This window comes from Allobosea sp. WAO, from assembly GCF_001509835.1.
Lineage (GTDB): Bacteria > Pseudomonadota > Alphaproteobacteria > Rhizobiales > Beijerinckiaceae > Allobosea.
The window spans coordinates 122,823-137,002 of the sequence record NZ_JXTJ01000009.1 but is presented as its reverse complement, the minus strand read 5'-3'; the positions used below and the strand labels follow the sequence as shown (position 1 = coordinate 137,002).

The window sequence follows — 14,180 nt, the reverse complement described above, 5'->3', positions numbered from 1 at the left end:
TATGGGGTTAATCCGTTTGCCAGAAGCGCCCTGCGAGGGCGGAACCGTATAATGGCTCCGACCCTCGGGGAGAGCGCTGGTGCAACAGGGCCCGGTCGATCTTGTGGACGAACCACGCCGCGACGCCACGCGCCTTGCGGTGGAAAGCCTCGGCGAGGCGGCCATGTCGGTCGAGGTCACGACGGCCGGTCGGCTCGCGACGCTCGAACGGGAATGGCGCGACCTCGCCGGCCGCGCCTTGGCCGACAACGCCTTTCTGGAGCCGGCGCTGATCGCCGCGGCCGCCGATGCCGGCGCCGCTGCGGTCGTGGTCCTGCTCGCATGGAGCGCTCCGCGCCCGGGCATGCCGAGTCGGCTCGTCGGCCTCTGGGCCCTGGCCCGCCAGCGTGCATTTCCCCTGTTGCCGATGCAGATGCTCAAGACGCCGGTCCTCGACCACGCCTTTCTCGGCACCCCAGTGCTCGATCGCGACGACGCGGCGGAGGCTCTTTCGGCCATGCTCGACGCGATCGCCGCGGAGCGTTCCCTGCCGAGCCTCCTGAGCATCGGAAGCCTCGATGCGAGCGGGCCCGTCGCTGCGGTCTTCGCGGAGGTCCTGGGGCGCCGCGGCTCGCCCTGCACACGGCTCGAAACCCGGCAGCGCCCGTCGCTGCTGAAATCGGTCGCAGGTAGCGGGGCCAGCCCGGTCGCGCCCAGCCGCGCCAAGGCGCTGCGGAAGAAACAGCAGCGGCTCGCACGACAAGGCACCGTCAGCTGCACGCGGCATGTCGGCGGCAGCGATGTCGGCCCCGCCATCGAGGAGTTCCTCACGCTCGAGGCTTCGGGCTGGAAGGGACGCAGGAGCAGCCGTGGCCGGGCGATACTGCGCACGCCGGTACTGACGAGCTTCTTCAGAAGGGCGATCGCCGCCTTGGCGAGCCGGCATCAGGCCCAGATCACCGCCTTGCGCCTCGACGGCCGGGCCATCGCCATGCAGGTCACCGTACAATCCGGCGAGACGGCCTTCACCTGGAAGTCGGCCTATGACGAGGCTCTTCGTGCCTGCGCGCCCGGCTTGTTGCTGCACCAGGAAGTGACCAGTCGCTTTCTCGCCGACCCCGCCCTGCGTGCGGTCGATTCCTGCAACCATCACGACACCGGCCATATGGCGGAGTTCTGGGCCGGCCGACGCGAGGTCTCGGATCTGATCGTCGACGCCCGGCCACGCCGGACGACGCTCTTCGGGCTGGTCAGCGCGGTCGAGCTCGGCCACCGACGCCTGCGCGAAGCGGCGCGCCGCGGACGCGCCCTGCTGCTGGCCGTGCAGCGCCGCGGCCCTCCTTCCGTCCCGGAAGCGGGCAAGCCCGGCGGAGGACAGCTGTGACCGACAGCGCAGCCCTGCCTCGGGTCAGCCTGCCCGACCCACCTGGACCGGCACGCGGATTTCTGGACAATCGGACCGCCAACCCACCGCTATTGGCGAGTTCCCTTCGCATCCAGCTGGCAAACGCGCGCGAGTTCGCAGCCCTGAGCAACGAATGGAGCGACCTCGCCGACAGGGCGGCGGTCCCGAACGTTTTCATGGCCCCCGCCGTGGCGCTGGCATACGAAGCCGCCTGGCCCGACAAGGTTCGCGTCCTGCTGGCCTGGGTCGACGATGTGGAGACGGACGCGCAATCGCGACTCGTCGGTGCTTGGCTCCTCATCGAGCGCAGGACCCGGCTCTGCTGGCCATGGAAGGCCCTGGTCAGCCCGCCGGGGCCGGTCTCCTATCTCGGCACGCCGGTGATCGACCGTACCCAGGTAGCACCGGTGCTGGCGGCGATGCTGGAAGCAATCCGAAAGACGCCGGAGCTGCCCAAGCTGATCCAGGCCGGCGACATGTCCAGCGGCTCGGCGTTCGCGGCGATGCTGGAGGCCGTGCTGGCCGGTGGCGGCGGGCGCTGGCGCCTGCTCGAAACACGTCACCGCGCGAAGCTGACATCATGTGACGACCCGAAGACCTTCTGGGCGAATTCGATGTCGCCGCGGCGGCTGCAAGGCTTCGCCCGCAAGCGGCGCCAGCTCGGCAAGGAAGGCGATCTGGCGGTCACGTTCGTCGACGAGCCGGCAGCGATCGCCGCCGCGACCGAGGAATTCCTCCGGCTCGAAGCCTCGGGCTGGAAGGCGGCGCGGCACAGCGCCTTGGCGAGCGATCCCGCAACGGAGCGGTTCACGCGCAAGATGGCATCCGAACTCGCGAAGCACCGGTCGATCGCGATCGAGACGCTGCGGCTGAACGGAGCTCCGATCGCGATGTGGGTCCTGCTGTTCTCGGGCAATGCCGCCTTCACCTGGCGCACGGCCTATGATGAAGCCTATGCCCGCTTCTCGCCCGGCGCCCTCCTCCTCGAGGACACGACCACGCGGCTCCTCGCCGATCCCGCCGTCGCCTTCACCGATTCCTGCAACCATCGCGATGTCGGTCACCAGGCCGAGCGCTGGCCAGAGCGGCACGAGGTTCGCGACCTGCTGATCGATGCCGGGCCGAACCGCCCCTTGCGTCTGATGCTGCTGTCGGGCCGAGAGAAGGCAATCCGCAGCTGCAGGGAAACAGCGCGGCAACTCTATCATCGTCTGCGCCCGGAACTCGACAAGATCCGGGCTCGCCTGCGCGGTGCGCACATCCTCAAAACGCGAGAGTAACCGCGATGGCACGATCGGCGGACATCGTCATCGTCGGCGGCGGCCTGGCCGGCGCCAGCGCCGCAGTGATGCTCGGCAGGACTGACCTCGATGTCATGCTGATCGACCCATACGACCCGCCGCGCCCGGATTTCCGCTGCGAGAAGCTCGACCCTTCGCAGGTCCGCCTGCTGCGCCGCATGGGCCTCGCCGGGCTGGTTCTGCCGGCTGCGACCCATAATCGCGAGCTCTGGGTCGCACGCCTCGGGCGCCTGGCCGACAAAATGGCCATCGACCAGTACGGTATTCTCTACCAGACCCTCGTATCTGCGGTCCGGCGGGGCATTCCGCCACAGGTGTGTCACCTGCGCGGCACAGTGGCCGCGATCAGCCTGAGCGACGACGAGCAGACCGTCTCTCTGGCCGATGGCGAGGTCGTCACGGCCCGCCTCGTCGTGCTCGCCAACGGCCTGAACCGAGCCTTGCGCGGCTCGTTGGGAATCGGCTGCGAGACGCTCAGCCAAAGCCATTCGATCACCGTCGGCTTCGATGTCGTGCCGACCGCTAGCGCGCACTTCCCTTTCGATTCCCTGACCTATTACGGCGAGCGCCCACAGGACCGCGTCGCCTATCTCACCCTTTTTCGCCTCGGCGCGGTGATGCGCGCCAATCTCATGATCTATCGCAATGTCGACGATGCCTGGCTCAAGGCGATCCGCGAGGAGCCGGAAGCGGCGCTGATGCGCTTGATGCCGCGCCTCGCCGCGCTGATCGGCCCCTTCGCAATCCAGGGCGCGGTGCGCGTCCGGCCAGCCGATCTCTATGTCTCGACCAATGTCGCGCAGCCAGGAATGGTGCTGGTCGGCGACGCTTTCGCCACGTCCTGCCCGGCAGCCGGAACTGGCACGAACAAGGTCCTGAGCGATGTCGAGCGACTCTGCTCGGTGCATGTGCCGCGCTGGCTTTCGACCCCCGGCATGAGCGCGGACAAGCTCGCCTCCTTCTATGCCGACCCGGAAAAGCGCGCGACGGATCTGTACTCGAGCCGCGAGGCCTACGCGCTGAAGGCGCGGTCTCTCGCGGACGGACCGCTCGGGCAGGCGAGCAGCTACACGCGCTATCTCGGCCGCCTGGCCAAGGGGTCGGCACGCCGCTGGTTCGAGCAGCTGCAGGCACTGTCGCGACGGGCAGGGCAGCTTTCGCGACGGCGTGGGCCGGCACAGGCTGAACGGTGAAGGCGTCTTTGCTCGGGGGAGGCAAAAGCATGAACGAGACGGCGCCTTCAATCCACTTCCTGTCCGGGGGCGACTGGCCAGACACCGCACTTCGCTGCGAGGAGGCGTGCTGGGACAAGGACCTGCTCGAGCCCTGGCGCGACCTCATGCGCCGAAGCTCCAACGCCACTTTCTTCCAGAGCCCGGAATGGTGCGAGGCCTGGGTGGTCGCCGCGCAAGCCGGCGGCACACCGGAAACGCCGCGTATCGCAACCATCTGGCGGGGCCGGACACTGATCTTGCTGTGGCCGCTCGCCGTCAGGCGACTCGCGGTCTTCCACATCCTTCACCATCTCGGCGAACCTGCGACACAGTACGGCGACGTACTGATCGACAAGCGCGAGGATGGCCGCGCCCTGCTCGACATGGCCTGGGAGATGGTCCTCTCATGGCACGAGATCGACGCGATCGAATTGCGTCGTGTTCGCCAAGACACGGTTCTCGCCGACCATCTCGCCAGGTACCGGGTGTCCGGCACGCAGGCGAGTGCGCCGATGCTCGATTTCCGCAACCTCGAAGCGAGCAGTGCCGACCGCCAGCGCACCAGCCGGACACGCCAGGCCCTGCGGCGACACCAGCGCCAGCTGGGCGAGCATGGGCAGGTGACGTTCGAACTGGTGCGGCGCCCCGAGGAGCAATGCCTGCTGCTCGACCACGCCTTCGCCCTGAAGCGCGTCTGGCAGCAGCAGAAGGGCGCCGTCAGCGCGGGCTACGCGCATGGGGCGAGCCATGCCTGCCTGCGGCAGCTCTCGATGCAGGGTTTTCTCCTCGTGGCCTATCTGCGCGCCGGCGACGAGATCGCGGCGGTCGAGATCGGGGCCCTGGACCAGCGGCGCTATTGGTCACTGGTCCAGAGCTACGATCTGCGCTTCGCGAAGCATGCGCCCGGCCGGCTGTTGTTCTGGTATCTGCTGGAACGCTGCCCCCAGCTTTCGATCGAGGTCTTCGACTTTCTGGCGCCGGCCCATCGGCACAAGCTGGAATGGGCGAACACGGAGGTCGCCATCGACGACTACCTGATCCCGGTGTCGAGCCGCGGCCGTCTCGCCGCCACCTATCTCGCCCGGGTCAAGCCGGTGCTGCGCGAATGCTATCGCCGGCTGCCCGCGGGGCTGCGCCAGCGGGCCAGCAGCCTGCTGCGCAAGCTGAACTGAGCATACCGACGGGCGGCCAAGCGAGGTACCTCCGCCGCCCGCTCGACGAGGACGCAAGCCATGTCTTCTATGAGCGACATGGCTTTTTCGCCGCACAAGGCGGGCGCCCATGACCTTACGATGACCATGAGAGGCACAGGGAATGCCGCTACACCTCTCGGTCGAGACGCCGGCGAGCTTCGCAACCGTGCCACAGGCGCGTGCGGATTGGGGCGACCGCTATCTCGGGCTGCTCTGTTTCGTGCTCGCCGGATACGCAATCTTCGGCAAGGGCTTCGCTTATGTCGGCGTGCCGCCGCTGTTCATCGGCGAGATCACGCTCGTGCTGGGTATTATCGCCCTGATGGCGTCGCGCAGCTGGATCGCCATGCTGATGACAGTGCCGAGCTTCGCACTGCTCGCCTTCATGGGCTGGATCCTAGTGCGAACCGTACCGGGGATTCCGGTCTATGGCTTCGATGCGCTCCGCGACAGCGTCATCGCACTCTATGGCGCCTTCGCCTTCATCATCATCGCCCTGTTGCTGCAGAAGCCGGCGCGCCTCGGCCGGCTGCTCGGCAACTATAGCCGCTTCGCCTTGTTCTACGGGCTTGCCGGCGCGGCTCTGGCCTACACTACCAGCTCGCTCTCGCACCTCCTGGCCTGGCCATTCTCGGGGCTCCCGGTGGTCTATGTGCGAATGGGCGAAGCCGCGGTGCATCTTTGCGGCGCGACCGTCTTCGTGCTGCTCGGGCTGCGGCGCGTACCCTGGCCCTGGCTCGTCGCGGTCCTCGTCGGCTTCCTGATGATCGCGGTCAGCCGCGGGGCGATGCTGGCCTTCGTGCTCCCGGTGCTGCTCGCCGCCGTCATTGGCGGGCAAGTCCGGCGGCTGATGCCGATCGCCGCCGGAGGCGCGGCGGTGCTGGCCATCGTGCTCGTCTTCGACCTGCAGGTGGAGATCGAGGGCGGACGCGTGATCGGGCCGGCCCAGTTGATCAACAATGTCGAAAGTATAGTCGGGCGCAGCGAGGCGTCCAATCTCGACGGCACCAAGACCTGGCGCCTGCGCTGGTGGCAGGCGATCCAGGATTATACGCTGCGCGGCCCCTATTTCTGGACCGGCAAGGGCTTCGGCGTGAATCTCGCCGAGGATGACGGCTATGTCGTCGGCGCGGAAGGCGGTGGGGCGCCCGTGCGAGCGCCACACAACGCCCATCTCGGCATCCTAGCCCGCGCCGGGGTGCCGGGGCTGGCACTCTGGTTCCTCGTGCTGCTGAGCTGGTTCGCCATGCTGGCCCGCAGCCGGATCAATGCCCTGCGCAATCACGACATCAAGGCCGCCAACCTGTTCCTGTGGATCGGCTGCTACGGGCTCTCGATGATCATCAACGCCTCCTTCGACGTCGCGCTCGAAGGGCCGATGCTCGGGATCTGGTTCTGGTGCATCATCGGCCTCGGGATCGGCGCCTCGATGCTGCAGGATTTCACCCTTCAGAGGAGCCCGGCATGGCGACCGTCCTGAAGGCGGCGACCGCGGGCACGCTCCTGCTCACCGCTGCGGCGGCGATGGCTGCGGCTCCGGCGGCGCTCGAACCGCAACCCGCTTCAGCCTGCCCCGCCCAGGCGGTCCGCATCGCGCGGGACAGCTCGCTCTCGCGTGCCGTCGAGAACTCGCCGGCCGGCACCGTCTTCTGCATCGAGGCCGGGCTGCACCGGATGCAGTCGGCACAGCCCAAGCCGGGGCAGCAATTCTTCGGCGAGCCCGGAGCCATCCTGAGCGGCGCCGCGATCCTGAGCCGCTTCACCTTCGCAGCCGGCGTCTGGACGGCCGCCGGGCCCGGCATACCCGGCCAGGCGCGCGGCGTCTGCAAACCGGGTCGGGAAGCCTGCCAATGGCCCGAGATCGTCTTCCTCGACGGAGAGCCACTGGAGCAGGTCGCCGAGCGCCAGCAATTGCGGCCGGGCAGCTTCTTTCATGACCGGCTGCGGAACTTGTTCCTGCTTGCCGATGCCCCGGATGGACGCCTCGTCGAGGTGTCGAGCGCCCGCTACGCCCTGTTCGGGGCCGCTCCCGATGTCGCGATACGCGGCCTGATCGTCGAGAAGTACGCCAATCCGCCCCAGGAGGGCGCGATACGCGGCGACGGGCCGGGCTGGCGGATCGAGGATTGCGAGTTCAGGCTGAACAGCGGCGCCGGCGTCTCCGTCGGGCCGAGCGGCCAGGTCCTGCGCAGCAACATCCATGACAACGGCCAGATCGGCGCCACCGCCGACGGCTTCGACATCCTGTTCGAAGGCAACACGATCTCGCGCAACAACCGTCACGGCTTCGATCCGAGCTGGGATGCCGGCGGCATCAAAGTCACCGTCAGCCAGAACGTCACCTTCCGCAACAACGACGTCCACGAGAATGACGGGCCGGGGCTTTGGTGCGACGAGCGCTGCGTGAACGTGACCTTCGAAGGCAATCGCGTCACCAGGAACAGCTCGGCCGGGATCTTCTTCGAACTGTCTTCGAAAGCCGTCATTCGGAACAATGTCTTGTCGCAGAACAATCAGGCGGGTGCTCCCTGGTATTGGGGCGCGGAGATTCAGATCGCAGCGTCGGAAGAGGCTGCGGTGCACGACAACGTCCTGGAGGTGCGCGATTCCGGGCGCGCTATCATGCTGATCGACCAGAACCGCTGGAAAGTCGGCGGCGGCTTCTACAAGACGCGCGACAACCGGGTCACCGACAACAACATCACCTTCCTGGGCCAGGGATCGACCGGGGGCGTCTCGGTGTCCGACCCGAGCGCGGCGAACTTCGCGATCATCGAACGGGGCGGGAACCTGTTCGACCGGAACGTCTACCGGGTCGCTCCCGGCGCGCCGGCACCGCGTTTCGCCTGGGGCACGCTGGAAACGGATTTCGCCGGCTTTCGTACACGCGGCCAGGAGCGTCAGGGTAGCCTGACGGAGATCACCAAATCATCGCGCTGAGGCTTCGCCTCTGCCCGGCTTCTTGGGGATGGGAGCAGGCGCAGGCGCCGTCCCCGGCGGCAGGAGGCGAAAACTGCGCAGCCGCCCGCCTGGCCGCAGCCAGCGATCGACCGGCTTTTCCAGGGCGAGATAGAACGCCACGCCGATGGCGAGCGCCAGCGCCACCCCGAACAGGCGCACCGGCAGATCATAACTCGCAGGCATGCCGAACTGGCCAAGCAGCTTGCCGCCGGCCGAGAGCACGAACCAATGCGAGAGATAGATGCTGAAGGAGGCCTCCCCCAGCAGCACCATGGCGCGCCCGAGTCGGTTGTCCTTCTGCAGCGCCTGCCGGCACAGGATGAAGCCGGCGAAGACGAGGCCCGCGGCAGCGATGCGCCAGAGCGGCATCAGCTTGCCGGCCGGCGCCTGCCATACGGCCCAGAGCATGAGCAGGGCCAGCGGCAGCACTTGCAAGACGAGTTCGGCAGGCCTTCGACCTTCGAGTTCGCGCACCAACCAACCCAGGGCGAAGGCCAGCATGAAGGGGTTGAAGACATGCGTCAGGAAGGCCGAGCCGAGCGTGCCTCCACCGGTAATCGGCCCCGCCGGCACGCCAAGTGCCAAGCCGATGGCGCCGAGCGCCGTCAGCAGCCAGGCGAGGCCGAGCCGGGCGCCGCGCCCCGAGCCGACGGTCGCCAGCATCAGCGCTACGCCGAGATAGAACAGGACCTCGTGCTCGAGCGTCCAACCGACGCCTAGGATGGGGAACCCCTGCTGTGGCAGGATTAGATAGCTCTTCGCCATGCTGATGGGGTCGGGGCTGAAGCCCATCAGGTGCCAGGCCGGTTTCACGAGGTAGACGGCGACCACGATGCTGGTGAAGAACCAGTACATCGGCATCAACCGCAGGACACGCGCCGCGAAGAAGGCGCCACCGGTGTCCTTGGCGCCCACCCGCATGGCGATGACATAGCCGGAGACGATGAAGAAGAGCTCGACGCCCAGGGCCGAAAAGGGCTGATACCAGGAGCGGGCGATCGAGAAGCCAGAGAAGTGCTTGGTCAGCAGATCGGAATGGCAGAGCACGACCTCGCTCGCCGCGAAAGCCCTCAGCCATTGAAGTTCGAGACGCTTCGAGGCTTGCACCAGTCGTTTCCTTGCCGATCAGCCTGGCCGAGGCCGGGCGTCCTGGCTTCCATCGCCGCCTGCCGCAATGCCACGCCTCGCGTTGCGAGCGCCGGCGCCACAGTCCGTGCGGCGATGTCGGCCGGTTCTCCGCATCATGTTTCGCTCACTCGTCCCGACGATCCGTCCGGGGGCCACTCCCCGCGAAGGACCGCCGCCAGTCACCTCGCGCCCCGCGAGGTCAACACAGCCGGGAAGGTCTCGAGCAGGATGTAGATGTCGAGCCAGAGCGACCAGTTCCGGATATAGAAGAGGTCTTCCTCCTGCTGCACTTCGAGATCGCCGCCGCTGCGCGAGCTGACCTGCCACAGGCCGGTCAGGCCGGGCGGCACGCTGACGCGCACCGATTGGAATCCCGGATCGAAGCTCGCCATGTGATACTCCGGGAATGGACGAGGCCCGACGAGGCTCATTCCGCCGCAGACGATGTTCCAGAGCTGCGGCAGTTCATCGAGGCTGGAGCGGCGCAGGAAATGCCCGATCACCGGCAGGATCCGCGGATCGTCCTTGAGCTTGAAGAAGCGCTCCCATTCGGCCTGCGCCGCCGGATCTCTGGCCAGATGCTCCTGAAGCCGGGTGTCGGCATCGGCATACATGGTGCGCAGCTTCAGGACCTTCAGCTCGCGGCCGTCGCGGCCGACGCGGCGCTGCCGATAGAAGGCATGGCCGGGATCAGCGATCTTCACGGCGAAGGCTAGAACCAGGATCAGCGGCGTGGCCAGTACCAGCAGCGGGACGGTGACCGCTAGGTCGATCCAGCGCTTGATCGCGAGATGACCCGGCCTGAACAGGTCGAAGCGTACTTCGAGACCAAGCGCTCCGCCGAGATTGCGCGTGTGCAGACCGATATTGGGCAGCCCCCCGACATTCTCGGAGACGACGACATGCGGCGCACGCACATCGGACAGGGAAATCGCGGCCCTGCCATCGACCGGCGCGAGATCGGCCACCGCCACGATGACGACTTCAGCGAGACCCGATAGCCGGGCGAGGTCGGCGAGGCCGCCCAGTATCGGAACCGGGGCGTTCTCGGCGCCATCCCCATCGGGCCGGCTGCTGATCAGGCCGATCGGCCGCAGCCCCAACTTCGGGTCGCGCAGCAGGCGCTTCGCCATCGTGCCGCAGATTTCGGGCGAACCGACCAGAAGCGTCGGCGCGCCCCAGAGGCCCGCTCGCACCAGCAGGAGGCGGACCAGGCCCTCCATGTAATAGCCGATGACGAACAGCGCTCCGCCGAGCAGCGCGGGAACCAGCAGCTTGTCGGGCGCCTGCCAGACGGCGAGCGCCAGAGCCGTCATGACCGCGAGCATGAGCGCCGCCTGTGCCCGCAGGCGCAAGCGATCGATCGGACATGGCCCCCAACAGCCGTAGAGGCCGAACAGGGCATGCAGCGGAACCACGCATGCGAGCGCCGCCCAGCCGGCGTCACCGGCATCCCAACTCATCGCCGGCGTTAGCTGGGCTGTCAGCCCGAGGGCGAGGCCGGCGGCCAGCAGGTCGCCGGTCACCAGCGAGGCGATCACGGCGACGCGACGGCGCGACCACGCGACCACGCGCCGGGCCGTGCGCGGTACCGGCGGCAGGCGTGTGGCGCTCAGCTCCGGTGAGGCGACCGGTGACACGGCCAGAGGCATGACGCACGCCCTCCCGCTTTCCTGGAACCCATCCGGCCCATCGCAACGCTATTCGGCCGCCTGCACATGCGGAGCGTCGGTCTTCTGCGCCAACATCTCGGCGATCCAGCGATAGGTCGGCTGCAGCCCGTCCTTCAGCATGATGCTGGGTTCCCAGCCGAGCACTTCGCGTAGCCGTGAGTTGTCGCTGTTGCGTCCGCGGACACCCTGCGGGCGCGAGCGGTCATGGCGCTTGACGAGCCGCTTGCCGGCGATCTCGGAGACCATGTCGACGAGCTGGTCGACAGAGACGAGCTCGTCGGTGCCGAGGTTCAGCGGCCGGTCGTAATCGGACCGCATGATGCGGAAGATGCCCTCGACGCAGTCGTCGACATGCATGAAGGAGCGCGTCTGCTGGCCGTCGCCCCAGATCTCGATCGAGGAGCCGTCGGCCGCCAGGGCAACCTTCCGGCAGATCGCCGCCGGCGCCTTCTCGCGGCCGCCATCATAGGTACCGAGCGGTCCGTAGACATTGTGGAAGCGCACGGTGCGGGTCGGAAAGCCCCAGTCCTCCGAAAAGTACTGACACATCTTCTCCATGTAGAGCTTCTCGAGCCCGTAGCCCTCCTCCGGATCGGCCGGAAAGGCATCGTCCTCGCGCAGCGGCGTCACATCGGGCTTGTGCTGCAGATACTGCGGATAGATGCAGGCCGAGGAGGAGAACAGGAAGCGCTTCACGCCGGCCTCCCGCGCCGACTTGATCATGTTCACGTTGATCAGCGTGTTGTGGAGAGTGATCGCCGCATGGGACGATGTGATGTAGCCGATCCCGCCCATATCGGCGGCGAGATGATAGACCTCGTCGACGCCGGCGACCGCCTTCTCGCAATTGCCGGGTACGCGCAGATCGAGCAGCTCGAATTCATGCGCCCTACTCGCCGCGTACTCCGGCGCCTTGATATCGACGCCGCGAACCTTGTGGCCGTGAGCGACAAGGTACGAGACGAGATGATGGCCGATGAAGCCGCCGGCGCCGGTGACCAGTACGATCTTGTCAGGCATGTCGATCTCCAGGTCTGGATGAGTGGATGGATTGCGAGGTTCAGCCGGTCATGAGGCGGCGCAGGCGGCGCCTCGTGCCCAGCCAGAAGCTGGTCGCCGAGCGCCTGGCGAGATCGCCGGCGACGGCCGTCAGGAAGCCCGGCACGATCCGCAGGTAGCGGCTGCCGAGACGGCGTGGCTCCTGGCAGAGCCGGAACAGCCATTCCAGGCCGTTGCGCTGCATCCAGAGCGGGGCCTGGGCCTTGCGGCCGGCGAGAAAATCGAAGGCCGCGCCGACGCCGATCAGAACCGGCGCGTCGAGGCGCGCGCCATGGCTCGCCATCCAGTATTCCTGCTTCGGCGTGCTGAGCCCGACCCAGACGATATCCGGCTTGGCTGCATTGATCTGGGCGACGACATCGTCATCCTCTTCGCTGGTCAGCGGGCGGAAGGGCGGGCACAGGGTCCCGGCCACCACCAGGCCGGGGCAGTCCCGTTTCAGGGCCGCCGCCAGTTGGTCGGCGACGCCCTTGTCGCCGCCATAGTAGAACTGCCGGTAGCCGCGCTTCGCCGAAAGAGCACTGAGCGCTCGCATCAGATCGGGCCCATAGACCCGCTTGGTGCCGGCGTGGCCGAGAAGGCGCGAGACCCAGACCAGCGGCATGCCGTCCGGCGTCGCCATGCCGGCCTGGTTATGGATCGCCCGCAGGACAGGGTCGCGCCGGCTTTCCATGACGCCGTGGGCGCCGGTGATGCAGACATAGTGATGCTTGCCCGCGGCGATCCAGGTCTCGATGGCGTCGAGCGCCTTGGGCAGATCGATGGCTGCGACGCGGACGCCGAGGATATCGACGCGGGGGAGCGCGGGGCGGGATATCGGCGCGTTCATGCCACCACCTTCAGCTCCAGCGATTGCGGGGGAGCCGGGGCCTGGGCCAGAAGCTCGTCGAAATAGGCGATCGTGCGCGACAAGCCCTCCCGCAGCTCGACCCGAGGTTTCCAGTGCAGGAGTTCGGCGGCACGGCCGATGTCGGGGCAGCGCTGCCTTGGATCGTCGGCGGGAAGCGGGCGGAAATCGAGCACCGAGCGCGAGCCGGTCAGCTCGACGATGGTCTCGGCGAGCTCGCGCACGCTGATTTCGTGCGGGTTGCCGAGATTGACCGGCCCGATCACGTCGCCGTCGACGTTCATCAACCTGACCAGTCCTTCGACGAGATCGTCGACATAGCAGAAGGAGCGTGTCTGGCTGCCATCGCCATAGAGCGTGATCGGTTCGTTGCGCAGCGCCTGGATAATGAAGTTGGAGACCACCCGGCCGTCCTGCGGGTGCATGCGCGGGCCGTAGGTGTTGAAGATCCGGGCGACCCTGATGCCGATGCCGTGCTGGCGCTGGTAATCGTAGAACAGGGTCTCGGCGCAGCGCTTGCCTTCGTCGTAGCAGGCCCGCGGCCCATTGATGTTCACCAGCCCGCGATAGTCTTCGCGCTGCGGATGAACCTCCGGATCGCCATAGACTTCGCTCGTCGAAGCTTGAAGGATGCGGCTGCGCAGACGCTTGGCGAGGCCGAGCATGTTGATCGCGCCCATGACGCTCGTCTTGGTCGTCTGGACCGGATCGTGCTGATAGTGGATCGGCGAGGCCGGGCAGGCGAGATTATAGATCTCATCGACTTCGACATAGAGCGGGAAAGTTACGTCATGCCGAAGAACGTCGAAGTTCTTGTCTTCAAGCAACTCGGATATGTTCGCACGCGTTCCAGTGAAATAATTGTCTACGCATACGACCTCATTCCCCTGGGCCAGCAATTTCCTGCAAAGATGAGATCCGAGAAAGCCGGCACCGCCGGAAACCATAACCCGTTTCATTCTACTCTCCGGATTGCATACGCTGGTTAGATCAGCCGCATTTAAGAGAACAGTCATTCCTGATCTTGTATTTTCATTTCGCAGGAACGATTTCTTTTAGCCCCGCACCGATTTTGAATTTTTACTTATATTATCAGATTGCTAAGTATTTATAATTGCGCCCCGCCACAATTGCTATTTTGGAGCATCCTCGACAGGTCACTCTCATCTTGGGAGGTACCTCATCGCACCGCTTGAAAAGTGGCAGCCCATTGGGGGGAGGCATGGCGATTAATCGCCGTCGAAATCCTCGCCGAAGACAGCTGCCCCCGCCGGCGGCAAGGCATGTTTTCGCCGAGAAACTTCAAGTTTTATCAAACAAATTCAATGCGTTAAACATTGACAGCCACGGGGTAGCCCTTTCGCGCCCTCGCCTTCGCCCGAATGCGCCCGCTGGAAAGCGGCGGGGTGCTCTAGCCTGT

General features: G+C 66.5%; 11 protein-coding genes. 6 read left to right on the top strand and 5 right to left on the bottom strand.

Annotation, left to right across the window (positions count from 1 at the left end):
* The first annotated feature begins 79 nt into the window (after positions 1-79).
* The 6 genes from DK26_RS19040 (at position 80) to DK26_RS19015 (ending at position 8,032) form a co-directional block, all read left to right on the top strand.
* Complete coding sequence (locus tag DK26_RS19040) at positions 80-1,363, top strand: GNAT family N-acetyltransferase (RefSeq protein WP_066475780.1); 1,284 nt, start codon at positions 80-82, stop codon at positions 1,361-1,363.
* Between the two features lie 197 nt (positions 1,364-1,560).
* Positions 1,561-2,664, top strand: a complete 1,104-nt coding sequence (locus DK26_RS19035) for a GNAT family N-acetyltransferase (RefSeq protein ID WP_157089726.1) — start codon at positions 1,561-1,563, stop codon at positions 2,662-2,664.
* 5 nt (positions 2,665-2,669) lie between these two features.
* Entirely contained in the window at positions 2,670-3,878 is a 1,209-nt protein-coding gene (locus tag DK26_RS19030; protein ID WP_083533362.1) for an FAD-dependent monooxygenase, read from the top strand.
* 29 nt (positions 3,879-3,907) lie between these two features.
* The gene (locus DK26_RS19025; RefSeq protein ID WP_066475777.1) at positions 3,908-5,071 is read left to right on the top strand and encodes a GNAT family N-acetyltransferase; all 1,164 of its coding nucleotides are present in this window, start codon (positions 3,908-3,910) and stop codon (positions 5,069-5,071) included.
* Between the two features lie 142 nt (positions 5,072-5,213).
* A complete protein-coding gene (locus DK26_RS19020; RefSeq protein ID WP_066475775.1) occupies positions 5,214-6,572 on the top strand; it encodes an O-antigen ligase family protein in 1,359 nt (452 codons plus the stop codon).
* Positions 6,557-8,032, top strand: a complete 1,476-nt coding sequence (locus DK26_RS19015) for a right-handed parallel beta-helix repeat-containing protein (protein WP_066475769.1) — start codon at positions 6,557-6,559, stop codon at positions 8,030-8,032. The genes DK26_RS19020 and DK26_RS19015 overlap by 16 nt, the downstream gene beginning before the upstream one ends.
* Here the strand turns inward: DK26_RS19015 and DK26_RS19010 are convergent.
* From DK26_RS19010 to DK26_RS18990, 5 genes are all read right to left on the bottom strand, one after another.
* Positions 8,021-9,160, bottom strand: coding sequence for an acyltransferase (locus DK26_RS19010; protein WP_066475767.1), 1,140 nt, complete (start codon positions 9,158-9,160; stop codon positions 8,021-8,023). The two genes, DK26_RS19015 and DK26_RS19010, sit on opposite strands and share 12 nt — an antisense overlap.
* Positions 9,161-9,360: 200 nt before the next feature.
* Positions 9,361-10,833, bottom strand: coding sequence for an exopolysaccharide biosynthesis polyprenyl glycosylphosphotransferase (locus DK26_RS19005; protein WP_066475766.1), 1,473 nt, complete (start codon positions 10,831-10,833; stop codon positions 9,361-9,363).
* A 48-nt stretch (positions 10,834-10,881) separates the two neighbouring features.
* Positions 10,882-11,874, bottom strand: a complete 993-nt coding sequence (locus DK26_RS19000; RefSeq protein WP_066475764.1) for an NAD-dependent epimerase/dehydratase family protein — start codon at positions 11,872-11,874, stop codon at positions 10,882-10,884.
* Between the two features lie 40 nt (positions 11,875-11,914).
* A complete protein-coding gene (locus tag DK26_RS18995) occupies positions 11,915-12,742 on the bottom strand; it encodes a WecB/TagA/CpsF family glycosyltransferase (RefSeq protein WP_083533359.1) in 828 nt (275 codons plus the stop codon).
* Positions 12,739-13,719 carry a UDP-glucuronic acid decarboxylase family protein gene (locus DK26_RS18990; protein WP_066475763.1) on the bottom strand — a complete coding sequence of 327 codons (981 nt, stop codon included), beginning with the start codon at positions 13,717-13,719 and terminating at the stop codon, positions 12,739-12,741. Before DK26_RS18990 ends, DK26_RS18995 begins: the two co-directional genes overlap by 4 nt.
* Positions 13,720-14,180 lie beyond the last annotated feature (461 nt).

Coding starts and splice junctions, on each gene's coding strand:
- DK26_RS19035 (WP_157089726.1), top strand. CDS start 1,561: ATGGCCCCCGCCGTGGCGCTGGCATACGAAGCCGCCTGGCCCGACAAG.
- DK26_RS19030 (WP_083533362.1), top strand. CDS start 2,670: ATGGCACGATCGGCGGACATCGTCATCGTCGGCGGCGGCCTGGCCGGC.
- DK26_RS19025 (WP_066475777.1), top strand. CDS start 3,908: ATGAACGAGACGGCGCCTTCAATCCACTTCCTGTCCGGGGGCGACTGG.
- DK26_RS19020 (WP_066475775.1), top strand. CDS start 5,214: ATGCCGCTACACCTCTCGGTCGAGACGCCGGCGAGCTTCGCAACCGTG.
- DK26_RS19015 (WP_066475769.1), top strand. CDS start 6,557: ATGGCGACCGTCCTGAAGGCGGCGACCGCGGGCACGCTCCTGCTCACC.
- DK26_RS19005 (WP_066475766.1), bottom strand. CDS start 10,833: ATGCCTCTGGCCGTGTCACCGGTCGCCTCACCGGAGCTGAGCGCCACA.
- DK26_RS19000 (WP_066475764.1), bottom strand. CDS start 11,874: ATGCCTGACAAGATCGTACTGGTCACCGGCGCCGGCGGCTTCATCGGC.
- DK26_RS18995 (WP_083533359.1), bottom strand. CDS start 12,742: ATGAACGCGCCGATATCCCGCCCCGCGCTCCCCCGCGTCGATATCCTC.
- DK26_RS18990 (WP_066475763.1), bottom strand. CDS start 13,719: ATGAAACGGGTTATGGTTTCCGGCGGTGCCGGCTTTCTCGGATCTCAT.